The 22,723-nt window shown below is 62.3% G+C and carries 20 protein-coding genes; 17 read left to right on the top strand and 3 right to left on the bottom strand.

Annotated elements, in window-relative coordinates:
* Positions 1-593: 593 nt before the first annotated feature.
* The gene (locus CAG34_RS07295; RefSeq protein WP_085588962.1) at positions 594-1,814 is read right to left on the bottom strand and encodes a CaiB/BaiF CoA-transferase family protein; all 1,221 of its coding nucleotides are present in this window, start codon (positions 1,812-1,814) and stop codon (positions 594-596) included.
* A gap of 14 nt (positions 1,815-1,828) precedes the next feature.
* Positions 1,829-3,010, bottom strand: coding sequence for an acyl-CoA dehydrogenase (locus CAG34_RS07290; RefSeq protein WP_003252907.1), 1,182 nt, complete (start codon positions 3,008-3,010; stop codon positions 1,829-1,831).
* A 161-nt stretch (positions 3,011-3,171) separates the two neighbouring features.
* On the opposite strand from CAG34_RS07290, the gene CAG34_RS07285 reads away from it, so the two are divergent.
* The 10 genes from CAG34_RS07285 (at position 3,172) to CAG34_RS07240 (ending at position 13,044) form a co-directional block, all read left to right on the top strand.
* Positions 3,172-4,071: a LysR family transcriptional regulator gene (locus CAG34_RS07285; protein ID WP_054572517.1), complete on the top strand. Its 900-nt coding sequence runs from the start codon at positions 3,172-3,174 to the stop codon at positions 4,069-4,071.
* A 437-nt stretch (positions 4,072-4,508) separates the two neighbouring features.
* Entirely contained in the window at positions 4,509-5,630 is a 1,122-nt protein-coding gene (locus CAG34_RS07280) for a Re/Si-specific NAD(P)(+) transhydrogenase subunit alpha (protein WP_015268506.1), read from the top strand.
* Between the two features lie 11 nt (positions 5,631-5,641).
* Positions 5,642-5,956 carry an NAD(P) transhydrogenase subunit alpha gene (locus CAG34_RS07275; protein WP_003256966.1) on the top strand — a complete coding sequence of 105 codons (315 nt, stop codon included), beginning with the start codon at positions 5,642-5,644 and terminating at the stop codon, positions 5,954-5,956.
* 2 nt (positions 5,957-5,958) lie between these two features.
* Positions 5,959-7,395, top strand: a complete 1,437-nt coding sequence (locus CAG34_RS07270; protein ID WP_015268505.1) for an NAD(P)(+) transhydrogenase (Re/Si-specific) subunit beta — start codon at positions 5,959-5,961, stop codon at positions 7,393-7,395.
* 186 nt (positions 7,396-7,581) lie between these two features.
* Entirely contained in the window at positions 7,582-9,075 is a 1,494-nt protein-coding gene (locus CAG34_RS07265) for an acetyl-CoA hydrolase/transferase family protein (RefSeq protein ID WP_013970344.1), read from the top strand.
* A 437-nt stretch (positions 9,076-9,512) separates the two neighbouring features.
* Complete coding sequence (locus tag CAG34_RS07260; RefSeq protein ID WP_003256968.1) at positions 9,513-9,728, top strand: DUF1127 domain-containing protein; 216 nt, start codon at positions 9,513-9,515, stop codon at positions 9,726-9,728.
* A gap of 307 nt (positions 9,729-10,035) precedes the next feature.
* The gene (locus CAG34_RS07255) at positions 10,036-10,353 is read left to right on the top strand and encodes a DUF2388 domain-containing protein (protein ID WP_025337247.1); all 318 of its coding nucleotides are present in this window, start codon (positions 10,036-10,038) and stop codon (positions 10,351-10,353) included.
* An 88-nt stretch (positions 10,354-10,441) separates the two neighbouring features.
* Positions 10,442-10,735, top strand: a complete 294-nt coding sequence (locus CAG34_RS07250) for a DUF2388 domain-containing protein (RefSeq protein ID WP_025337246.1) — start codon at positions 10,442-10,444, stop codon at positions 10,733-10,735.
* A gap of 36 nt (positions 10,736-10,771) precedes the next feature.
* The gene (locus tag CAG34_RS07245) at positions 10,772-11,092 is read left to right on the top strand and encodes a DUF2388 domain-containing protein (protein WP_003256970.1); all 321 of its coding nucleotides are present in this window, start codon (positions 10,772-10,774) and stop codon (positions 11,090-11,092) included.
* Positions 11,089-13,044 carry a DUF4105 domain-containing protein gene (locus CAG34_RS07240; protein ID WP_025337245.1) on the top strand — a complete coding sequence of 652 codons (1,956 nt, stop codon included), beginning with the start codon at positions 11,089-11,091 and terminating at the stop codon, positions 13,042-13,044. The genes CAG34_RS07245 and CAG34_RS07240 overlap by 4 nt, the downstream gene beginning before the upstream one ends.
* Before the next feature lie 126 nt (positions 13,045-13,170).
* On the opposite strand, the gene CAG34_RS07235 is transcribed toward CAG34_RS07240, so the two are convergent.
* Entirely contained in the window at positions 13,171-13,572 is a 402-nt protein-coding gene (locus CAG34_RS07235) for a GFA family protein (RefSeq protein WP_025337244.1), read from the bottom strand.
* 267 nt (positions 13,573-13,839) lie between these two features.
* On the opposite strand from CAG34_RS07235, the gene CAG34_RS07230 reads away from it, so the two are divergent.
* The 7 genes from CAG34_RS07230 to CAG34_RS07200 all read left to right on the top strand — a co-directional run bounded on the left by CAG34_RS07230 (position 13,840) and on the right by CAG34_RS07200 (position 22,722).
* Positions 13,840-15,147: a CitMHS family transporter gene (locus CAG34_RS07230; RefSeq protein ID WP_015268498.1), complete on the top strand. Its 1,308-nt coding sequence runs from the start codon at positions 13,840-13,842 to the stop codon at positions 15,145-15,147.
* Positions 15,148-15,218: 71 nt separating this feature from the next.
* Positions 15,219-15,989, top strand: coding sequence for a TerC family protein (locus tag CAG34_RS07225; protein ID WP_025337243.1), 771 nt, complete (start codon positions 15,219-15,221; stop codon positions 15,987-15,989).
* Between the two features lie 345 nt (positions 15,990-16,334).
* Positions 16,335-17,993, top strand: coding sequence for a Na/Pi cotransporter family protein (locus CAG34_RS07220; RefSeq protein ID WP_085588960.1), 1,659 nt, complete (start codon positions 16,335-16,337; stop codon positions 17,991-17,993).
* Between the two features lie 30 nt (positions 17,994-18,023).
* Positions 18,024-19,430 carry a pitrilysin family protein gene (locus CAG34_RS07215; RefSeq protein WP_085588958.1) on the top strand — a complete coding sequence of 469 codons (1,407 nt, stop codon included), beginning with the start codon at positions 18,024-18,026 and terminating at the stop codon, positions 19,428-19,430.
* 145 nt (positions 19,431-19,575) lie between these two features.
* Positions 19,576-20,598 carry a DUF5924 family protein gene (locus tag CAG34_RS07210; RefSeq protein WP_025337240.1) on the top strand — a complete coding sequence of 341 codons (1,023 nt, stop codon included), beginning with the start codon at positions 19,576-19,578 and terminating at the stop codon, positions 20,596-20,598.
* Positions 20,599-20,800: 202 nt separating this feature from the next.
* The gene (locus tag CAG34_RS07205) at positions 20,801-21,934 is read left to right on the top strand and encodes an ABC transporter permease (RefSeq protein ID WP_085588956.1); all 1,134 of its coding nucleotides are present in this window, start codon (positions 20,801-20,803) and stop codon (positions 21,932-21,934) included.
* The gene (locus CAG34_RS07200) at positions 21,931-22,722 is read left to right on the top strand and encodes an ABC transporter ATP-binding protein (RefSeq protein ID WP_015268492.1); all 792 of its coding nucleotides are present in this window, start codon (positions 21,931-21,933) and stop codon (positions 22,720-22,722) included. Before CAG34_RS07205 ends, CAG34_RS07200 begins: the two co-directional genes overlap by 4 nt.
* Position 22,723: the final 1 nt, after the last annotated feature.

The following is a 22,723-nucleotide window of genomic DNA, read 5'->3' as shown; positions in this document are numbered from 1 at the left end:
GAGCCATGATCAAACTCTTCAGTTCAATACTGCTTGGGTTTTTAAGAAACCCTAAACTTGGCTCAGCAATCTCAAATGACTATGTGATTTCTCGCATGGTCACTTGTGATGCTGATAATCTTTTTGACTATCAGTCCGTACTCACAAGCACCCACACGAATTGCTTGATTCGATTTGTTAAAGAGCGTTTGGTTAAGAGCTTTTCGTCTCAACCGAGGCGCGCATTCTACGCTTTCCTCATTTACTGTCAAGCGTTTATTTTGAAGTTTTTGGCGAGAAACTCGTTTAGCTTCAAACACTTGACTCGCTGCGATCTCTCGTAGCGGGAGGCGAATCATACAGCGTTTAGAAGCGCTGTCAACCATCATCTCAACCACTGCCGATCAAGCGACCGAAGCACTCCTGATACTACCTGAATCGCTTAACTAATTGATTTTCAAGAAGTTTTGCGCTTCGACTACGTCAGAAGTGGGGCGCATTATAAGGGGATTCGAAACCGCGTCAACCCTTAATTTCAAGAAACTTTAATATCGCTGAAAAACAAAGCGGGGAGGCCTGACGGCCTCCCCGCTTTTCACCAAGACCACAGGCCCTTAAAGGACGCCGGCACTGCGTAGCCTTTGCACCTCACCGGCACCCAGCCCCAATACATCCTCCAGCACCACCTCGGTATGCTCACCCAGCAGCGGCGGCGCCCGACGGTACTCCACCGGCGTCTCCGACAGCCGTATCGGGCTCGCCACCTGCGGCACGCTTCCCGCCAAGGGATGCGGAATGTTCACCGCCAACCCGCGCGCCAGCACCTGCGGGTCCTGGAACATCTGCGCCAGGTCATTGATAGGCCCGCACGGCACCCCTGCAGCCTCCAGCTGGCTCACCCACTCCGCTGTGGTCTTGAACACCGTGGCCTGGCGAATCAGAGGAATCAACTCGGCCCGGTTGGCAACCCGCAGCTTGTTGGTAACGAAACGCGGGTCGTCCGCCCACTGCGGCTGCCCGGCCACCTCGGCGAACTTGCGGAACTGGCTGTCGTTGCCCACGGTAAGGATGAAGTCACCATCCGCTGTCGGAAAATCCTGATAAGGCACGATATTAGGGTGCGCATTACCCAGGCGACGAGGCGGGTTGCCCGTGGTCAGGTAGTTCATCGCCTGGTTCGCCAGACAGGCCACCTGCACATCGAGCAACGCCATGTCGATATGCTGGCCCCCCCCGGTCTGCTCGCGATGGGCGAGGGCAGCGAGGATCGCAACCGTGGAATACAACCCGGTAAGGATGTCGGTCAGCGCCACCCCTACCTTGACCGGCCCCGCACCTTCTTCACCTTCCGGGCGGCCGGTCAGGCTCATCAGCCCGCCCAACCCCTGGATCATGAAGTCATAACCCGCGCGCCTGGCATAAGGCCCGGTCTGGCCGAACCCGGTGATGGAACAATAGATAAGCCGCGGGTTGATCGCCTTCAGGCTCTGGTAGTCCAGGCCATAGGCAGCCAACCCACCAACCTTGAAGTTTTCGATGACGATATCGGACTTCGCCGCCAACTCACGTACCAGGCGCTGCCCCTCGGCCTGTGTGAAGTCGATGGTAACCGAGCGCTTGTTGCGGTTGGCCGACAGGTAATAGGCCGCCTCACTGGTGTTCTCACCCTCGGCATCCTTGAGGAAGGGCGGCCCCCACGAGCGGGTATCGTCACCACTGCCAGGGCGCTCGACCTTGATCACATCGGCGCCAAGGTCAGCGAGAATCTGGCCAGACCATGGGCCGGCCAACACGCGAGAAAGGTCCAGCACCCGCAGATGTGATAGCGCGCCCATGGGCTGGCTCCTTATCAATAGAAGGCCTGGATGCCGGTCTGCGCACGCCCCAGGATCAGTGCATGCACATCGTGAGTACCTTCATAGGTGTTGACCACCTCCAGGTTGACCAGGTGACGAGCCACGCCGAACTCATCGGAAATGCCATTGCCACCCAGCATGTCACGCGCCATGCGGGCAATATCCAGTGCCTTGCCACAGGAGTTGCGCTTCATGATCGACGTGATCTCCACAGCAGCCGTGCCTTCGTCCTTCATCCGCCCCAGACGCAGGCAGCCCTGCAGCGCCAGGGTGATTTCAGTCTGCATGTCGGCCAGCTTCTTCTGGATCAGCTGGTTGGCAGCCAACGGGCGACCGAATTGCTGACGGTCGAGGGTGTACTGACGCGCGGTGTGCCAGCAGGCTTCCGCAGCGCCCAGCGCACCCCACGAGATGCCATAGCGGGCGGAGTTCAGGCAGGTGAAGGGGCCTTTGAGGCCGCGCACATCCGGGAAGATGTTTTCCTCCGGCACGAACACGTTGTCCATGACGATTTCGCCAGTGATCGAGGCGCGCAGGCCGACCTTGCCGTGAATCGCCGGCGCGCTGAGGCCTTGCCAACCCTTTTCCAGAACAAAGCCACGGATATCACCCGCATCGTCCTTGGCCCAGACCACGAATACATCGGCGATAGGGCTGTTGGTGATCCACATCTTGCTGCCGGTCAGGCGGTAGCCGCCGTCGACCTTCCGGGCACGGGTGATCATCGAACCCGGGTCGGAACCATGGTTGGGCTCGGTCAGGCCGAAGCAACCGATCCACTCGCCGCTGGCCAGTTTGGGCAGGTACTTCTGCTTTTGTGCCTCGGTACCGAACTCGTTGATTGGCACCATCACCAGCGACGACTGCACACTCATCATCGAGCGGTAACCCGAGTCGATGCGCTCTACCTCGCGAGCAATCAGGCCGTAGCACACGTAGTTCAGGCCACTGCCACCGTATTGCTCGGGAATGGTGGCGCCCAGCAACCCGACCTCACCCATTTCACGGAAGATTGCCGGGTCGGTCTGTTCATGACGGAAGGCCTCGAGCACACGCGGGGCCAGCTTGTCCTGGGCGAACTGATAAGCGCTGTCACGCACCATGCGCTCTTCTTCAGTGAGCTGCTGATCGAGCAGCAGCGGGTCGATCCAGTTGAAGCTTGCTTTACCGGCCATGAGCGAAATCCTCGAAATAGGGGGCAGTTTCTTGTGCCTTTGAGCCTAGGCCTGATCGGCCGCCGGGACAAACGAGGATTGCGCACCAATTAGTGATAATTTGTCACTTCGTAAATCGGCAAAACACCATATTTACAGCCTTACGAGTGAGGTTGACGTACATGCGCCGCAAGATCCCCAGTACCGCCGCCCTGGTTTGCTTCGAGGCGGCGGCGCGCAACGAGAGCTTTACCAAGGCCGCCCAGGAACTCGCCCTGACCCAGGGTGCCGTCTGTCGGCAGATAGGCGGCCTGGAAGCCTTCCTCAATGTGGAACTGTTCCGCCGCTCGCGCCGCGGCGTGAAGCTGACCGAAGCCGGCCTTTCCTACAGCCGCCAGGTGGCCGCCCAACTGGACGCGGTTGAGCGCGACACCTTGTCTGTAATGCGCCAGCAGGGCGCCAACGTGATCGAGCTGGCCGTGGTGCCCACCTTCGGCACCCAATGGCTGCTACCGCGGCTCAAGGACTTCCAGCAGCGCCACCCGGAGGTCACGGTCAACCTCACCAACCGCACCCGGCCATTCCTGTTTGCCGACACCACCTTCGATGCCGCTATCTACTTCGGCGATGCCGACTGGTCCGGCACCCAGTCGCACCGGCTGATGGGGGAAAACCCGGTACCGGTGTGCAGCCCGGCGCTGCTGGGTGGGCAGGGCACCCTCGACGCGCAGCGTATTGCCCAACTGCCACTGCTGCAGCAGAGCACGCGTCCCTATGCCTGGCGGCAATGGTTCGGCAGTGTCGGCATGAATGTGGAACGCGACATGACAGGCCCGCGCTATGAACTATTCTCGATGCTCGCCCAGGCGGCCATGCATGAGATGGGCATCGCGCTGATTCCGCCGTTCCTGATCCAGCGCGAGTTGGAGGAGGGTAGGTTGGTGGTCGCTAACAGGCATGCCCTGAGTAGTGACAAGGCCTACTATCTGATGATTCCGGAGCGCAAGGTGGAGTCGGCTTCGCTGCGCGCCTTCCGCGACTGGCTGGTGAGCCAGGCTCAGGCGTATACGGCGAAGACGTAGGCAAGCGCGATAAATTGACTCCGTAGTCAATTATTTTTAACACCTACAGATATATGTATTTGTCGCATCTACATAAACTGTTATGCAGGGTGCAAAAATCCGCTTTAACCCTGCTTACGGCGCGGCTTTGCGGGTTATTTTGCGACATTCACCAAGCCGTAAGCGAATTGACCGCAAAATTTTTGTTTTTTTCTCCTAATCTGCCAATAGCCTATGTTTGACAGGCTGCAGCCTGACCGTTGCGACATACGGTCACAGGGTGACTTGTAGTTTTGACTTCGTTTCGCTCCAGAACCGGTTGAAGGCCTCTGGCTTCGTCTGCAAAATGCTTCGCCCGCCCGGGATTCGGCGGGTCGGCGCTCCACAGCCGCCCCAGCGCACCATCCGAAGTACGCTGGCTTTTAAAAAGACAAAAGGTCACCGCAGGAGAAATAGTCGTGCACATTGGTGTTCCTCTCGAGACGCAGACCGGTGAGACAAGGGTCGCTGCGACCCCGGAAACCATCAAGAAACTGATTGGCCAGGGCCATCAGGTCACCGTCCAACGGGGGGCAGGGCTCAATGCCAGCATTCCGGACAGTGCCTATGAGGCCGTGGGTGCTTCCCTGGGGAGTGCAGCCGATGCCTACGGCGCCCAATTGGTGCTCAAAGTGGTCGCCCCCAACGACCAGGAACTGGCCCTGATCAACAGTGGCAGCCTCCTGGTGGGCATGCTCAACCCCTTCAACAGCGAGCTGATCGGCAAGATGGCCGAGCGCGGCATTACCGCGTTCGCCCTGGAAGCCGCGCCGCGCACCTCGCGGGCGCAGAGCCTGGACGTGCTGTCGTCGCAGGCCAACATCGCCGGTTACAAGGCGGTGTTGCTGGCTGCCCATCACTACCCACGCTTCATGCCCATGCTCATGACCGCCGCAGGTACCGTCAAGGCCGCGCGCGTACTGATCCTGGGCGCGGGCGTTGCCGGCCTGCAGGCCATTGCCACGGCCAAGCGCCTGGGCGCAGTGATCGAGGCGTCCGACGTACGCCCGGCCGTGAAGGAGCAGATCGAGTCGCTGGGCGCCAAGTTCATCGACGTACCCTACGAAACCGATGAAGAACGCGAGTGCGCCGAAGGTGTCGGCGGTTACGCCCGGCCTATGCCGGCCAGCTGGATGCAACGCCAGGCCCAGGCCGTGCACGAGCGCGCCAAGCAGGCGGATATCGTCATTACCACTGCGCTTATCCCGGGGCGCAAGGCGCCGACCCTGCTCAGCGCCGAAACCGTCGCGCAGATGAAGCCCGGCTCGGTGGTCATCGACCTCGCAGCAGCCCAAGGCGGCAACTGCCCACTGACTGTCGCCGACCAGGTGGTACAGGAGAACGGGGTGATCATCGTCGGCCCGACCAACCTGCCGGCCCAGGTGGGCGCCGATGCCTCGGCACTGTATGCACGCAACCTGCTGGACTTTATGAAGCTGCTGTTCGACAAGGACGGCGCGCTGGTCATCAACCTCGAAGACGACATCGTCGCGGCCTGCCTGATGTGCCGTGATGGTCAGGTCGTCCGCAAGAACGGCTAAGGAGCACGACAATGGAAGACATGCTGATTTCCCATGGCATCTACAACCTGATCATCTTCGTGCTGGCCATCTATGTGGGCTACCACGTGGTGTGGAACGTCACCCCGGCACTGCACACGCCGCTGATGGCCGTGACCAACGCCATCTCCGCGATCGTCATCGTCGGCGCCATGCTGGCCGCCGCCCTGACGGTGACCCCGGCCGGCAAGCTGATGGGCACCCTGGCGGTGGCCCTGGCCGCGGTCAACGTGTTCGGTGGCTTCCTGGTCACCCGTCGCATGCTTGAGATGTTCAAGAAGAAAACCAAGAACGAGGCGCAGAAGTAAGCATGAGCATGAATCTGGTAACGCTCCTCTACCTCGTCGCCTCGGTGTGCTTCATCCAGGCGCTCAAGGGCCTGTCGCACCCGACTACCTCGCGGCGCGGCAACCTGTTCGGCATGATCGGCATGGGTATCGCCATCGTCACTACGGTCGGCCTCATTTATAAGCTCGGGGCCGAGCTTGCTACCGCCGGCATCGGCTACGTCCTCGTTGGCCTGCTGGTCGGCGGCACCGCCGGTTCGATCATGGCCAAGCGCGTCGAGATGACCAAGATGCCGGAACTGGTCGCCTTCATGCACAGCATGATCGGCCTGGCTGCGGTGTTCATCGCCATCGCCGCGGTGCTGGAACCGCAATCGATGGGCATCGTTGCCGCCATGAGCGACCCGATCCCCACCGGCAACCGCCTGGAACTGTTCCTAGGCGCAGCCATCGGTGCCATTACCTTCTCCGGCTCGGTGATCGCCTTCGGCAAGCTGTCGGGCAAGTACAAGTTCCGCCTGTTCCAGGGCGCACCGGTACAGTTCGCCGGCCAGCACAAGCTGAACCTGATCCTCGGCCTGACCACCATTGCCCTGGGCCTGCTGTTCACCTTCACTGGCCACTACAGTGCCTTCACCCTGATGCTGGTCTTGGCCTTCATCATGGGCGTGCTGATCATTATTCCGATCGGGGGCGCCGACATGCCGGTGGTGGTGTCGATGCTCAACAGCTATTCGGGCTGGGCAGCGGCAGGTATCGGCTTCTCGCTGAACAACTCGATGCTGATCATCGCAGGCTCCCTGGTCGGCTCGTCCGGTGCCATCCTCTCGTACATCATGTGCAAGGCGATGAACCGTTCGTTCTTCAACGTCATCCTCGGTGGCTTCGGTGGTGATACCGATGCCGGCGCGGCGCAAGGCTCCAAAGAGCAGCGCCCGGTAAAGTCCGGCTCTGCCGACGATGCTACCTTCCTGCTCAGCAACGCCGACAGCGTGATCATCGTCCCAGGTTACGGCCTGGCTGTGGCTCGCGCCCAGCACGCGCTGAAGGAGCTGACCGAGAAGCTGAGCCACAACGGCGTGACCGTGAAGTACGCGATCCACCCGGTGGCAGGCCGTATGCCCGGGCACATGAACGTGCTGTTGGCCGAGGCCGAAGTGCCATACGACCAGGTGTTCGAGATGGAAGACATCAACGCCGAGTTCGGCCAGGCCGATGTGGTGCTGGTGCTGGGCGCCAACGACGTGGTCAACCCGGCGGCGAAGAACGATCCCAAGTCGCCGATCGCCGGCATGCCGATCCTCGAAGCCTTCAAGGCCAAGACCATCATCGTCAACAAGCGCTCCATGGCCAGCGGCTATGCCGGCCTGGACAACGAACTGTTCTATCTCGACAAGACCATGATGGTGTTCGGCGACGCCAAGAAGGTCATCGAAGACATGGTCAAGGCGGTGGAGTGACAACGGCCGCTGCAAACCAGCTGATATAAAGGAAGCCCCGGTCAGAATCTGCCGGGGCTTTTCTTTTATTGATCCGGATCAACGGCTCTATTCCAAGGCTTCTCATACGACCATGGTCGTGGGACGGCAAGGGGCGAAGTCTCTAGACTGCGCTGCAGTAGTTTCAGTAGCCCGAGATAACAATCCATGTACCGTGATCGTATCCGCTTGTCCTCCCTGCACAGCAAGGTAATGAGTGCGGCTGATGCCGCTGGTCTGATCGAGGACGGCATGACCGTCGGAATGAGCGGTTTCACCCGCGCCGGCGAAGCCAAGGCCGTACCACATGCACTGGCCGAACGTGCCAAGCAGTCGCCACTGAAAATCAGCCTGATGACCGGCGCCAGCCTGGGCAACGACCTGGACAAGCAACTGACCGAGGCCGGCGTGCTGGCTCGCCGCATGCCGTTCCAGGTCGACAGCACCCTGCGCAAGGCCATCAACGACGGCCAGGTGATGTTCATCGACCAGCACCTGTCGGAAACCGTCGAGCAGCTGCGCAACCAGCAGCTGAAGCTGCCGGACATCGCGGTCATCGAAGCCGTGGCCATCACCGAGCAGGGCCACATCGTGCCAACCACCTCGGTGGGCAACTCGGCCAGCTTCGCGATCTTCGCCAAGCAGGTAATTGTCGAGATCAACCTCTCGCACAACACCAACCTCGAAGGCCTGCACGACATCTATATCCCGACCTACCGCCCGACCCGCACGCCAATCCCGCTGGTCAAGGTCGACGACCGTATCGGCAGCACCGCCATCCCGATCGACCCGGCCAAGATCGTCGGCATCGTCATCAGCGACCAGCCGGACTCGCCGTCCACCGTATTGCCGCCGGATGACGAAACCCAGGGCATCGCCGACCACCTGATCAACTTCCTCAAGAAAGAAGTCGAAGCTGGCCGCATGACCAACAAGCTTGGCCCGCTGCAGGCCGGTATCGGCAGCATCGCCAACGCAGTGATGTGCGGCCTGATCGAGTCGCCGTTCGAAGACCTGACCATGTACTCCGAAGTACTGCAGGATTCGACCTTCGACCTGATCGACGCCGGCAAGCTGAGCTTCGCCTCGGGAAGCTCGATCACCTTGTCGACCCGCCGCAACGCCGACGTGTTCGGCAACCTGGAGCGTTACAAGGACAAGCTGGTTCTGCGCCCGCAAGAAATTTCCAACCACCCGGAAGTGGTCCGTCGCCTGGGCATCATCGGTATCAATACCGCGCTGGAGTTCGACATCTACGGCAACGTCAACTCCACCCATGTCTGCGGCACCAAGATGATGAACGGCATCGGCGGCTCGGGTGACTTCGCCCGTAACGCCCACCTGGCAGTGTTCGTCACCAAGTCGATTGCCAAGGGTGGCGCGATTTCCAGCGTGGTGCCGATGGTCAGCCATGTCGACCATACCGAGCACGACGTTGACATTCTGGTCACCGAGCAAGGCCTGGCCGACCTGCGTGGCCTGGCGCCACGTGAGCGCGCCCGGGCGATCATCGACAACTGTGTGCACCCGGACTACCGCGCAGCGCTGAACGACTACTTCGATCGCGCCTGCCAGCGTGGCGGTCACACCCCGCACATCCTGCGTGAAGCCCTGAGCTGGCATGAGAACCTGGAAGAAACCGGGCGCATGCTGGCTAGCTGATACAGATGTGGTACGGAACGGCGGCCCTGCTTCCGCTGTTCCGGCCTCTTCGCGGGCTTGCCCGCTCCCACAGGTCATGTGCAACCCTCAAGGGCAGCACTTTACCTTGTAGGAGCGGGCAAGCCCGCGAAGGGGCCATAACAGTCAAACCCTTTCATCGATACACTCCCGCCGCAATCTGCAACAGAATCTGTACTACTGTACTGGTGTTTTTGCGCTTTCCCGGCTGAAAAATCCTCTTCATCAAATCAAAGTGCACCAAATGAGGGCGGACCAGTACAGTTACGCCAGTTTCGAGTGCAACAGTAGGGTTACACAGTTAACTGGACCATCGTCTTTCAACCGAACTGTATCTACTGTTATGGACGACAGAGGAGGATCATTGGCATCAGTTAAATCACTACCTAATCCCGCCATAAGCGGAAGGATGAAACATCATGGAACGTACCCTCAGTTCCGGTCTGGTTTTTGAAAGCAACGCCCAACAATCCAACGCTTCGCTGCCGCTGCGCGCTCTGTCCACCTTGCTGCTGTGGCAGCGCCGCATGGCCAGCCGCCGTCAACTGGCTCGCCTGGACGCCCGCCTGCTGGCCGACGCCGGTATCAGCGAGTCGCAGCGTTACGAAGAGCTGAGCAAGCCTTTCTGGCGCTAAGCTCCGGCTTGCCGGCTTCGGCCGGCACCGCGAATTCCCGAAACCCGTTGCAGGTGACTGCGACGGGTTTTTTGTTTGCAGGCGGCATGGTAGAGCCTTTTGCAAGCGAACCTGTACAGTTTGAAAAAACCAAAAACAAACCATAACAGTTTATTGGCGCACCGTTCATTAACATCCAGAAACACCGGCGCGTGATACGCTTGGCGTAACAGTCTGGTAGAACGCACTGTTGAAAAAGTACCGCGACGAGCTGTGCGAGCGTCCGATAAAGCAGAACCACCCGACCCTAGTCCAGGAGTCCACGATCATGTCCCGTAAATACCTGATTGGCGCCGCCCTGATGCTGAGCCTGGCCGGCACCGCAAACGCCACCAGCTTCGTTGTCACCACCGACGCCGTCGTTGGCGCAGTGGCCGCGTCCACCGATGCCACTTCCGATATTTCCTCCTCGTTCCGTGACGACAAGATCGTCCAGGCCGCCCGTGACGACGCCGCCAGCTTCGTTGGCAGCCAGGGCGACATCCGCGGCGCCAAGCTGGAAAGCGCTTTCCTGCACATCCGCTCGCAGATGCCAGCCCTGCAGGCCAGCGACGCGCAACTGGCCCAGGCCATCCTGGCGCTCTGACCCCGGCTGAGCCGTTCAGCTGTGCTGGTCACCACCAGCACAGCCGTACTCACCATTGCCGCCCACGTTTCCAGCTGTTGTAGAGCCCATGCGTTATCTGTTGCCGTTGCTGTTCTCCGTTGTTGGCATGGCCAGCGCCCATGCCATGGATACCACTACGCAAAGCCTGGTCATCACCGGCTATGTCACCAGCCAGGTCACCACCGCACCGTTCGACCGCAAACTGGTCCGCCAGGCCCAGGACGATGCTGCGGCCTTCGTCGCCAGCGACGGCCAGATCCGCGGTGCGCGGCTGGAGGCAGCACTGGAATCACTACGCCACAATTGCGCACGGCATACCGTCGGCGATCTGGAACTGGCGCAGGCAATTCTCGTCCAATAATTACATCTGACTCCCTGTATTTTTCGGAGATGCTCCATGCGTAAACCGCTGATTGCCGCTACCCTCGGCATGCTGCTGCTGGCCGACCTGGCCCAGGCACAGACCCTGGTGGCCACCAGCAATATCATCGTGCGGGCCTTTGGCCGTTCGATCGATTTCACCTCTGACACCACCACCTCGATCCGCGATTCCAAAGTGGTGCGCGAAGCCCATGACGACGCCGCCAGCTTTGTAGCCAGCAACGGTGACATCCGCGGCGCCCAGCTCGAGGCCGCCTTCAACACCCTGCGCGAGCGCGTGCCGCAAGCGCGCGACGCCAGCGACCAGGTACTGGCTGAAGCCATCCTCGCGCTGTGAACCGCGTGCGCGCCTGGCTGCTCGGCTGCGCCCTGACGCTGCTCGGCACGCCCGCCCTGGCCGACCTGCAGCTCGAGCTGCAGGCGTCCGGCCTTGACTCGCAGCAGGCCCAAGCCACTCAGGCTCTGCTCGACGAAGCCATGGGCAAGCTGCCCCCTCGCTTCAAGCAACAGCTGAACCGCCGGGTGCGGGTCAGCTGGAGCGACAACATGCAGGCCGACGCCTATGGCCAGGCATCGCTGGTATCTACCCTCGAACTCAATCGCCGCCTGCTGCCCAGCCTCACCGATGGCAGTGCTGCCACCGAGCGCACCAACCGCCCGCATGGCACGGTGCGAGAAGAACTGCTGGCCACCGTGCTGCACGAACTCACCCATATCTACGACCGCGCCCGGCTGTGGCCCAGCGCCGAGAACGCGCTGATCGCCCGTTGCAAGCGCCAGCAAGGTACGTTGGGCAAGGTCGGCCTGCCCGAAGCATGCCGTGGCCAGGCCGAGCGCCGCTTCACCCTCAGCGACGACCCGCGCCTGCTCGACCTGGCCGGCTGGCAGCAGTACGTGGGCCGACGCGGCGAGCGCGAGCAGCACAACGGCCAGTTCGTGCGCAGCCCAGACAGCTATGAACTGAGCAGCCCCAAGGAGTACATCGCGGTCAACATGGAGTACTTCCTCCTCGACCCGAGCTACGGCTGCCGCCGTCCGGCGCTGAACCAGTACCTGCGCGAACACTTCGGCTGGGCACCGCAGCAGGACAGCTGCGCCAAGGGCCTGCCGTTCATCAATGCCGGCAGCGACTTCGCCCGCCAACCGCTGGGCGAAATCGACCCCGAGCGGGTCTATGAGGTGGACTACCTGCTGGCCGAAGCCAACCAGAACCTGGTCAGCCGCTGGGGCCACAGCATGCTGCGCCTGGTGATCTGCAAGCCGGGCCGCCCACGCGGGCCGGACTGCCGCCTGGACCTCGACCAGAGCCTGGTGCTGTCGTACCGCGCCTTCGTCAACGATGTGCAGCTTTCCAGCTGGGACGGCCTGGTCGGTGCCTACCCCTCGCGCCTGTTCGTGCTGCCGCTGGGCCAGGTGATCGACGAGTACACCAAGACCGAACTGCGCAGCCTGGCCTCGGTGCCCTTGCGGCTCGACCGCGACGAGATCGAGAACCTGGTGCGTCAGGCCGCCGAAATGCACTGGAGCTACGATGGCAACTACTGGTTCCTGTCCAACAACTGCGCAGTAGAGTCGTTGAAGCTGCTGCGCAGCGGCACCGCCAACCCACGCCTGAACGACCTCGACAGCATCATGCCCAATGGCTTGCTGGCTGTGCTCAAGGGCAGGGGGCTGGCCGACACCAGCGTGCTCGACGACCCCCGCGAGGCGCTGCGCCTGGGTTATCGCTTCGACTCCTACCGCGACCGTTACCAGGCCATGTTCGAGGTGTTGAAGAAGCAGTTGCCAATCAAGCAGGACAAGGTCGAGGACTGGCTGGCCCTTGACGCCGAGCAACGGCGGGGCTGGTTCGCCCAGGCCGACCTGCGCACCAGCGCCGCCTTGCTGCTGCTTGAACAGGCCAGCTTGCGCCGGCAACTGCTGCTGGCCCAGGACGAAGTCAAGCAGCGCTACCTGAACGCCGCCGCGCTGAACGATGGTAGCGTCAGCAAGGCCGATGCGACCCTCAGACAGATGCTTGCCAACAGTGGCTTCCTCAGCCGCCCGGCAGAATTGCTCGATAGCAAGGGCTACGGGCTGCCGCAGCCGCAGGAGCGCAAGCACCTGGAGCAAGTCAGCAGCGAGCGGCAAGCGCAATTGCTGCGCTTGAGCACGAGCCTGGACAAAGAGGTGAGGGCGCTGCTGGAGCCGTCGCGGGCCAGGGAGATTGCGGCGGTGGAAGCCAATGTGAAGCAGGTGGGCGAACATCTGCGGGCATTGCACAAGGCTGCAGGAGGCCTGCAGTTGTAAGTATGGCTGTACCGGCCCTATCGCCGGCAAGCCAGCTCCCACAAGACCACCATAGGTCTGAAGGTGGTGGGGTACCTGTGGGAGCTGGCTTGCCGGCGATAGGGCCAGCAGCACCAACACAATCTCTTACAGGTTCTCCTCCGCCTCCGAAGGCAAATCCTCATCCAGATGCAACCAAGGCAACCGGCTACCCACCCAGATATGCCGGTTGGCCCTGACGCGTTCCGGGTGGTCCAGCGTCGCCACCGTCACATCCACCGTCTCCGGGCTATGTGTAGTCACCAATGCCACATGCGCCCCGCAATGCCCACAGAAGTACCGGCTGCAACTGGCCGGTGCCACATAGCAGTTCGGCTCGCCCGCCAGCCACTGGAACCCCGAGCGGGGCACGGTGAGCCAGGTCACCACCAGCCCGCCGCTGACCCGCCGGCAGATAGAACAATGGCAATGGGCAATGTCCGTCAGGTCGCCCTCCAACCGATAACGCAAGGCGCCACAATGGCAGCCACCCTCGGTCACATCCTGCATCACCTACCTCTCGTCGCCTTTGCTTCGGCGAAAGCTGGCTGAAAGCTTGCCCTCATAGGATAGCCCCCACTACCGGCACAAGACCGGTCAGCCAGGGCACCCGGTAACCACCGCGCCCGGCCCAATCAACAACAACAATGGTGATTCTGATGTATTCCTGTGCCCGACTTTCCGTAGCCCCCCTCCGCATGCTCCCCGCACAGCGCCAAGCGCGCTGATCCGCCCGAATCGACGTTCCTTTCGCCGCGCCACGCCTGGAGTATTGCCATGCTGACCTTCCTCGGCTTTGCCATGGTCATCACCTTCATGTACCTGATCATGACCAAGCGCCTGTCGGCCTTGATCGCGCTGATCCTGGTACCGATCCTGTTCGCCCTGTTCGGCGGTTTTTCCGCCAAGATCGGCCCGATGATGCTTGAGGGCATCAGCAAGCTCGCACCTACCGGCGTGATGCTGATGTTCGCCATCCTCTATTTTGCCCTGATGATCGACTCCGGCCTGTTCGACCCGGCCGTGCGCAAGATCCTCAAGCTGGTCAAGGGTGACCCGCTGAAAGTCTCCGTCGGCACCGCAGTACTGGCCCTGGTGGTCTCGCTCGACGGTGACGGCGCCACCACCTACATGATCTGCTGCGCCGCCATGCTGCCGATGTACAGCCGGCTGGGCATGAGCCCGCGAATCATGGCCGGCCTGATCATTCTCGCCGGCGGGGTGATGAACATGACCCCCTGGGGTGGCCCGACCGCCCGCGCCGCCAGCGCCCTGCACGTGGACCCGTCGGACATCTTCGTGCCGATGATCCCGGCCATGCTGTTCGGCGTGCTGGCAATCCTGGCCATCGCCTACATGTACGGCAAGCGTGAACGTGCCCGCCTGGGCGAGTTGCACCTGCCCACCGACGACATCGACCACAGCGAAATCACCGTTTCGCAGTACCCGGACGCGCGTCGGCCAAAACTGCTGTACTTCAACGGCGCCCTGACCGCTGCCCTGATGGTCGCGCTGATTGCCGGCGTGCTGCCGCTGCCGGTGCTGTTCATGATCGCCTTCAGTATCGCCATGATCGTCAACTACCCGTGCCTGCAGCAGCAAAAAGACCGCATCGCCGCCCACGCTGGCAGCGTGCTGGCGGTCACCGGGCTGATCTTCGCCGCCGGCATCTTCACCGGCATCCTGTCGGGCACCGGCATGGTCGACGCCATGTCCAAGAGCCTGCTGTCGGTCATCCCCGAGGCGCTGGGCCCATACCTGGCGGTGATCACCGCGATCGTGAGCATGCCGTTCACCTTCTTCATGTCCAACGACGCGTTCTACTACGGCGTGCTCCCGGTGCTGGCCGAAGCTGCCAGCCACTACGGGATCAGCCCGGTGGAAATGGCCCGTGCGTCGATCGTCGGGCAACCGGTACACCTGCTCAGCCCCTTGGTACCCTCCACCTACCTGCTGGTGGCCCTGGCCGGCATCGAGTTCGGCGATCATCAGCGCTTCACCTTGAAGTGGGCAGTGCTGGTGTGCCTGTGCATAATGCTCGCCGCGCTGCTGATGGGCATTTTCCCGCTGTTCAGTAGTCTTTAATAAACGCGTATTTCCCTAACGCGACGCGCCCTGATCCTGGCGCGTCGCCTTTACCGTTCGAAGGAAAACACATGGAATGGCTGACCAGCCCGGAAATCTGGGTTGCCTTTTTCACCCTTACCGCGCTTGAGATCGTCCTCGGTATCGACAACATCATCATGATCTCGATTCTGGTCAGCCGCATGCCCAAGCACATGCAGCCGCGCACCCGGATCTTCGGCCTGGCCCTGGCCATGGTCACCCGTATCATGCTGCTGCTGTCGATCACCTGGGTCATGCGCCTTACCGCCGACCTGTTCGTGGTCCTGGGCCAGGGCATCTCCGGGCGTGACCTGATCCTGTTCTTTGGTGGCCTGTTCCTGCTGTGGAAAAGCTCGCAAGAGATCTATCACGGCCTGGAAGGCGAGGACGAGAACCCGGAAGAGCCGAAAGGCGCGGGTGGCAAGTTCTTCTACACCATCATCCAGATCGCCATCATCGACATCGTGTTCTCGCTGGACTCGGTGATCACTGCGGTGGGCATGGTGTCCCACGTACCGGTGATGATCGCCGCGATCATCGTCGCCGTGCTGGTGATGATGCTGTGCGCCGGCACCATCAGCGATTTCATCGACAAACACCCGTCGCTGAAGATGCTCGCACTGTCGTTCCTGATCGTGGTCGGTACCGTGCTGATCGCCGAAGCTTTCGACGTGCATGTACCAAAGGGCTACGTCTACTTCGCCATGGCGTTCTCGCTGGCGGTAGAAGCCATCAACATCCGCATGCGCACTGCCTTGGCCCGCAAGAACGGCAAAGAGCATGAGCCGGTGAAACTGCGCAAGGACATTCCGGGTCAATAAGATCAGGAAGTGCAGGACATAAAGGGCCCTTCGCTGGGCCCTTTTTCATGCCCGGATTACTGAATTCTGCCATTTGCTGTACTGGCCTCTTCGCGGGCACGCCCGCTCCCACAGGGATATCACTGGCCCTGAGGGTGGTGTGGTATCTGTGGGAGCGGGCGTGCCCGCGAAGAGGCCGGCACAGGCAATCATTCATTTCCGGTATGTTTCAAATAAACGGCAGCCATGCGAAGCTGGCGACAGCTACGCAAAACAACTAAAGCTTTGAGTGAGCACTGAAAATTCTTCAAACGCTCACGCTTCGTCTCTTGGCCCTCTGGGCCAATGCAACAGGGGGCCGTCGCCATGCTGACCCTGCTCAACCTGCTCTCGGCCGTTACGCTTCTGGTCTGGGGCACCCACATCGTGCGTACCGGCATCCTTCGGGTATTCGGCTCGAGCCTGCGGCGCATCATCAGCCAGAACATGAGCAAACGCCCGCTGGCGTTCGTTGCCGGCATTCTGGTCACAGCCATGGTGCAAAGCAGCAACGCCACCGCCATGCTCGTCACCTCGTTCGTCGGCCAGGGCCTGATGGCCATGACCCCGGCCTTGGCAATCATGCTCGGCGCCGACGTGGGTACCGCGCTGATGGCGCGGGTGCTGACCCTGGACCTGTCCTGGCTGTCGCCGCTGCTGATCTTCCTGGGTGTTATCTTCTTCCTCTCACGCAAACAGACGAGGGCCGGCCAGCTGGGCAGGGTAGGCATCGGGCTTGGCCTGATCATCCTGGCATTGGAGCTGATTGTGCAGGCAGCTACGCCGATTACCCACGCCCAAGGCGTGAAGGTGCTGTTCGCCTCGCTGACCGGTGACATCATGCTCGATGCCTTGGTCGGCGCTCTGTTCGCCATGATTTCCTATTCCAGCCTGGCGGCCGTGCTGCTCACCGCAACGCTGGCCGGTGCCGAAGTGATCAGCCTGCCGGTGGCCATCGGCCTGGTGGTGGGCGCCAACATCGGTAGCGGGCTGCTGGCCTTCCTCAGCACCAGCATGCAAAACGCCGCCGGGCGCCGAGTGGCTCTGGGCAGCCTGCTGTACAAGCTGATCGGCCTGCTGCTGATCATTCCTGTGCTGCACCCGCTGGTGAGCTGGATGGACTCACTGAGCTTCAGCCCACAGGAGCTGGCCATCGGCTTCCACCTGCTCTACAACACGCTGCGTTGCCTGATCATGCTGCCCACGGTCAAACCCATGGGCCGGCTGTGCAACACCCTGCTGCCCGAACGGGAAAACGGCAACGGCCAGATTCGCCCGCGCCATCTCGACACCTCGGCGCTGGAAACACCCAGCCTGGCCCTGGCCAACGCCTCCCGCGAAACCCTGCGCCTGGGCGATATCGTCGACAGCCTGCTCGAAGCCATGCTCGGTGCCCTGCGCGGTACCCAGGCCGCCTTGCCGCAGCAGGTCCGCGCCCTCGGCGAGGACGCCGAAGCCTTGTACAGCGCGATCAAGCTGTACCTGGCGCAGATGTCGCGTGAAGACCTCAGCGAACAGGACAACCGCCGCTGGGCGGAAATCATCGAACTGGCGATCAACCTCAAGCTGGCCTGCGACCTGATCGAGCGCATGCTGCGCAAGGTCCAACAGCAGAAAACCAGCCAGCGCCGGGAGTTTTCCCAGGTGGGCCTGGAAGAGCTGACCGGCTTGCAGGAACAGCTGCTGGCCAACCTGCGCCTGGGCTTGTCGGTGTTCCTCAGTGCCGACCCGGAAAGCGCCCGCTTGCTGCTGCGGGAAAAACGCCGTTTTCGCGCCCAGGAACGGCGCCTTGCCCACGCCCATGTCAGCCGCTTGCAGCGCAAGGTAGTGCAAAGTATCGAGACCAGTTCGCTACACTTGGAGCTGATCGCCGACATGAAACGGTTGAACTCTTTGTTCTGTAGCAGTGCCTATGTGGTACTGGGCGGCTCGGACACGGGCGGGCTGATGCTCGACAGCGTGCCGGACGAAGCCCGTCTGCCGTGATTTCGCCTACCTGAGGACCCAAGCTCGCCCATGCGTTGCCTGATGTTCGTTTGCCTGCTGATCTGCAGCCTGCCCTCATTCGCCCTCGACCGCTCGCGGGTTGAAGGTTACCTGTTGCCCAACGGCCTGCAGGTCATCCTGAAAAACGGTTATGAACGTGACCATGTGGCGATTCGCCTGGTGGTCGGCGTCGGCCTGGATGACTTCAGTTGTGAGCAGAAAGAGCTGCCGCACCTGCTCGAACACCTGCTGTTCAGCGGCATCGACGAAACTGGCGAGGGCGGCCTGGAAGAGCGCCTGCAATCGCTGGGAGGCGAGTGGAACGCCTACACCAGCAGCGCCGACACCACCTTCGTCATCGAAGCCCCGGCGCGCAACCAGCGCAAAATCCTCGACCTGCTGCTGGCGGTGATCCACGACACCCGCATCGATGCCAAGGCCCTGGCCACCGCCAAGCGCATCATCGAGCGCGAGGATGGCGGCCACTATGGCCACCTGCAGCGCTGGCTCGACCGCCAGGACATCGGCCACCCCGCCAGTGACCAGCTGGCCACCGAGCTGGGCCTGAAATGCCCGGAGCGCTCCAACCTCGACGACATGACCCTGGAGCAGGTGAACACCTTGCGTGACCGCTGGTACGCGGCCAACAACATGACCCTGATCGTGGTCGGCGGCCTCGACCGCCTGCTGCCGGCCTACCTGGAGCGCACCTTTGGCGAACTGCCCGCCACCGAGCCGGAGGAACGCCGCACCCTGGAAAGCATCGGCCAGCAAGCTGCACAGCGCCGCGACCTGACCCGCGGCTGGCTGGGCGACAGCGTCAAGCTGCACTGGCTGTTCGTCGAGCCGGTGCTGGACAACGACCACCAGGCCACCCTCGACCTGCTGTCGCACTACCTGGACTGGGCGCTGTACGACCAGCTGCGCCTGCGCAACGGGTTGTCCTACGGCCCTTCGGCAAAACGCGAAAGCTTTGGCGACACCGGCCTGCTAAGCCTCAATGCCGACCTGGAGCGCGAGGATATCGACGAGGCGGTCGAGGTGATGCAGAAATTGTTCGACCACCTGCGTAAGGAAGGCCTCGACCCGGACACCTTCGAGCGCATCAAGTACGCCAGCGTCGCCAAGGAAAGCTGGAGCACCCAGGGCAACAGTGCCTTGGCCGACTACTACTGGGGCGCGCTGAACGACTATAGCGACGGGCGCTTCGTCAACCCGGTTCGCAAGCTGCGCCAGGTCAGCCTGGCGCAGGCCAACGAGGCGCTGAAGGAACTGCTCAAGGAAGATGGCTATGTGCGTATCGAGAAACCATTGCTTGGCTATGATGAGCTCTACGGGCTGGTTGCCTTGCTGTTGGGGCTGATCCTGGCTGCGGGGCTGTTGCGCTGGCGTCGGCATGGTCCGGAAAAACCGAGCGGTGCTACACGCGAGCAGTGAAACGACGGTATCCTTTTGCCAGTACCGGTCTCTTCGCGGGCACGCCCGCTCCCACAAAGGTCAGTGACAACCCGGACCCTGTGGGAGCGGGCGCGCCCGCGAAGAGGCCAGCACAGTCACCTCACCCATTCTGTTGTAACCCCCAATGCCCCAAATCCCCCACATCGTCCAGCGCATCATCGAACTGCTCAAACGCTACCCCGGCATCATCGCGCTCGGTGGTTTCCTCTCCGGCATCGGCAGTTTCATCCTGGTCGACCGTCAGGCTGGCCTGGCCAGCTGGGTAGCTGTGCTCATGCTGGTCAGCTGGCTCTGGCTGATGCTGGAAAACACCCTCACCGGCCTGTTCGCGCGCACCTTCAACCGCGAAATACCGCAGCCATTGCTGCGCTACGCGACGCAGATGATCCACCAGGAATCACTGTTCTTCGTACTGCCGTTCTTCTTCATTACCACCACCTGGAACAGCGGCCAACTGGTGTTCACCGGCCTGCTCGGTGCCGCCGGGCTGATTTCGATCATCGACCCGCTGTACTACAAGTGGCTGGCACCGCGGCGCTGGCTGTTCCTGGCGCTGCATACCCTGACCCTGTTCGCCGCCCTGCTGACCGCGCTGCCGATCATCCTGCACCTGACCACAGCGCAAAGCTTCAAGCTGGCCCTGATTGCAGCCATGGCCCTGTCGTTCCCCAGCCTGGCCAGCAGCTTCCCGATCAACAACTGGCGCCGCGCCGTGGCCCTGGTGCTGGTCACCCTGTCGGTCGGCGGCGGGGGCTGGCTGCTGCGTTCCTGGGTGCCGCCAGCGACCCTGTGGATGACCGAAGTGGCAGTAAGCACCGAAGTGCTGAACCGCCAGCCGGGCGATTCGCTGGACGAAATTGCTGCCAGCCGCATCCGTAGCAGCGGCCTGTACGCCTATACCGCGATCAACGCGCCACGCGGCCTGAACGAGCGGATCTACCATGTGTGGCAAAAGGACGGCCAGGAAGTCGACCGTATTGCCTTGGACATCCACGGCGGGCGCAAGGAGGGTTACCGGGCCTGGACGCACAAGCAGAACTTCCCGCCGAACCCGGTGGGCAAGTGGCAGGTGAGGGTACTGACCGAAGATGGGCAGGTCATTGGCGTGCTGCGCTTCAAGGTGGTCGACGAAGCGCCCGCGGGGTGAGTGAAAGGGGCCGCTTTGCGGCCCATCGCCGGCCAGCCAGCTCCCACAGGGCCAGCGACAACCCGCTCCATGTGGGAGCTGGCTGGCCGGCGATGGGCTGCAAAGCAGCCCCCAAGGTCCGTGAAGACAGCACATAATCACCAAACAGCCCATGCCCGCTGCGCTATGATCAGGCCCTAAGCCTTAGCGCCGAGTCAGTAGCATGGAGCCGATGACCACCCCCAGCGCCACCCTGGACACCAGTAGCCAACCGGCCTGCCTGCGCATTACCGGTGACTGGACCCTGGCGCACTACGCCAGCCTCAAGCGTGAGAGCGAGCGCCTGCGCGCGCAATACGCTGCCGATACCGTCGCCGACCTCAGCCAACTGGGCCGCCTGGATACCGCCGGTGCCTCGCTGCTGGCCGAACTGCTCGGCTCCGAGCGCCTGTCGCGCTGCACCCACGGCCTGCCCGAAGCCAGCCGCGCTCTGCTCAAGAACGTCTACTGCTCGGTGCAGGACTACTGCATCCCGGTCAAGGAGCCCGAGCGTAACGTGCTGCTGTTGCTGCTGGAACGCATCGGCTGCGCCGTCGGTACCTTGTGGCAAGACACCATGCAAGTGCTCGGCTTCGTTGGCCTGATCCTCGAAACCCTGCTGCGCCGCGCCCTGCAACCTCATCGCTGGCGCTTCACCCCGGTCGTGGCGCACATCGAACAGACCGGCCTGGACGCCGCGCCCATCGTCGCTCTGCTGACCTTCCTGGTGGGCGCGGTGGTGGCCTTCCTCGGCGCCACGGTGCTGGCCGATTTCGGTGCGACCATCTCCACCGTCGACCTGGTGGCATTCTCGTTCCTGCGCGAGTTCGCCGTGCTGCTGACCGCTATCCTCATGGCCGGCCGCACCGCCAGCGCGTTCACCGCGCAGATCGGCTCGATGAAGGCCAACGAGGAAATCGATGCCATCCGCACCCTTGGCCTGAACCCCATGGAGATTCTGGTGGTACCGCGCGTACTGGCGCTGTTGATTTCGCTGCCCTTGCTGACCTTCATCGCGATGATTTGCGGCATCGTCGGCGGTGCGGTGGTGTGCGCGCTGTCACTGGACATCTCGCCAGCCATGTTCCTGTCGCTGCTGCAAAGCGACATCGGCGTGCAGCACTTCCTGGTCGGCCTGGCCAAGGCACCGTTCTTCGCCTTCCTGATCGCCGCCATCGGCTGCCTGGAAGGCTTCAAGGTCAGCGGTAGCGCCGAATCGGTGGGCGCACACACTACCTCGGCGGTGGTGCAGTCGATATTCGTGGTCATCGTGCTGGATGCGGTGGCCGCACTGTTCTTCATGGAGATGGGCTGGTGAGTGGCCAGGAACGCGTGATCGAGGCCCGCGGCATCTGCAACCGCTTCGGCCGCCAGAGCGTGCACGAAAACCTCGACCTCGACCTGTATCGCGGCGAGATCCTCGCCGTGGTCGGCGGCTCGGGCAGCGGCAAGTCGGTGCTGCTGCGCAGCATCGTCGGCCTGCGGAGGCCCGACGAAGGGCAGATCAAGGTGTTCGGCCAGGACCTGGCCGGACTGCGCGAAGAGCAGCGTTCACTGGTCGAGCGGCGCTTCGGCGTGCTGTTCCAGAAGGGCGCGCTGTTCTCTTCGCTGACCGTCACCGAAAACGTGGCGTTGCCGCTGATCGAGCACGCCGGGCTGTCCCGTGCCGATGCCGAGCACCTGGCCGGAGTGAAGCTGGCCCTGGCCGGGCTGCCGATCTCGGCCGCTGACAAGTACCCGGCCTCGCTGTCGGGGGGCATGATCAAGCGCGCCGCGCTGGCCCGTGCCCTGGCACTTGACCCGGACATCCTGTTCCTCGACGAACCCACCGCTGGCCTGGACCCGATCGGCGCCGCCGCCTTCGACCAGTTGATCCTGACCCTGCGTGACGCCCTGGGCCTGTCGGTGTTCCTCATCACCCACGACCTCGACACCCTGTACACCATTACCGACCGCATCGCCGTGCTGTCGCAGAAGAAGGTCCTGGTGGCCGGCCCGCTGGCCGAGGTCGAGCAGACCAACGACGCCTGGATTCAAGAATACTTTCATGGCCCACGCGGGCGCGCGGCCGAGCAGGCCGCCACCCGTGCCGGGCAGGAGCGCTGAG

Source organism: Pseudomonas sp. B14(2017) (genome assembly GCF_002113255.1).
Lineage (GTDB): Bacteria > Pseudomonadota > Gammaproteobacteria > Pseudomonadales > Pseudomonadaceae > Aquipseudomonas > Aquipseudomonas putida_Z.
This window is presented reverse-complemented; position numbering and strand designations above follow the sequence as displayed.

What these genes read in the sequence shown, in the direction of transcription:
- CAG34_RS07250 (WP_025337246.1), top strand. Translation starts at nt 10,442, where the DNA reads ATGCGTTATCTGTTGCCGTTGCTGTTCTCCGTTGTTGGCATGGCCAGC.
- CAG34_RS07210 (WP_025337240.1), top strand. Translation starts at nt 19,576, where the DNA reads ATGCCCCAAATCCCCCACATCGTCCAGCGCATCATCGAACTGCTCAAA.
- CAG34_RS07220 (WP_085588960.1), top strand. Translation starts at nt 16,335, where the DNA reads ATGCTGACCCTGCTCAACCTGCTCTCGGCCGTTACGCTTCTGGTCTGG.
- CAG34_RS07285 (WP_054572517.1), top strand. Translation starts at nt 3,172, where the DNA reads ATGCGCCGCAAGATCCCCAGTACCGCCGCCCTGGTTTGCTTCGAGGCG.
- CAG34_RS07265 (WP_013970344.1), top strand. Translation starts at nt 7,582, where the DNA reads ATGTACCGTGATCGTATCCGCTTGTCCTCCCTGCACAGCAAGGTAATG.
- CAG34_RS07255 (WP_025337247.1), top strand. Translation starts at nt 10,036, where the DNA reads ATGTCCCGTAAATACCTGATTGGCGCCGCCCTGATGCTGAGCCTGGCC.
- CAG34_RS07270 (WP_015268505.1), top strand. Translation starts at nt 5,959, where the DNA reads ATGAGCATGAATCTGGTAACGCTCCTCTACCTCGTCGCCTCGGTGTGC.
- CAG34_RS07295 (WP_085588962.1), bottom strand. Translation starts at nt 1,814, where the DNA reads ATGGGCGCGCTATCACATCTGCGGGTGCTGGACCTTTCTCGCGTGTTG.
- CAG34_RS07260 (WP_003256968.1), top strand. Translation starts at nt 9,513, where the DNA reads ATGGAACGTACCCTCAGTTCCGGTCTGGTTTTTGAAAGCAACGCCCAA.
- CAG34_RS07290 (WP_003252907.1), bottom strand. Translation starts at nt 3,010, where the DNA reads ATGGCCGGTAAAGCAAGCTTCAACTGGATCGACCCGCTGCTGCTCGAT.
- CAG34_RS07215 (WP_085588958.1), top strand. Translation starts at nt 18,024, where the DNA reads ATGCGTTGCCTGATGTTCGTTTGCCTGCTGATCTGCAGCCTGCCCTCA.
- CAG34_RS07245 (WP_003256970.1), top strand. Translation starts at nt 10,772, where the DNA reads ATGCGTAAACCGCTGATTGCCGCTACCCTCGGCATGCTGCTGCTGGCC.
- CAG34_RS07225 (WP_025337243.1), top strand. Translation starts at nt 15,219, where the DNA reads ATGGAATGGCTGACCAGCCCGGAAATCTGGGTTGCCTTTTTCACCCTT.
- CAG34_RS07275 (WP_003256966.1), top strand. Translation starts at nt 5,642, where the DNA reads ATGGAAGACATGCTGATTTCCCATGGCATCTACAACCTGATCATCTTC.
- CAG34_RS07205 (WP_085588956.1), top strand. Translation starts at nt 20,801, where the DNA reads ATGGAGCCGATGACCACCCCCAGCGCCACCCTGGACACCAGTAGCCAA.
- CAG34_RS07230 (WP_015268498.1), top strand. Translation starts at nt 13,840, where the DNA reads ATGCTGACCTTCCTCGGCTTTGCCATGGTCATCACCTTCATGTACCTG.
- CAG34_RS07235 (WP_025337244.1), bottom strand. Translation starts at nt 13,572, where the DNA reads ATGCAGGATGTGACCGAGGGTGGCTGCCATTGTGGCGCCTTGCGTTAT.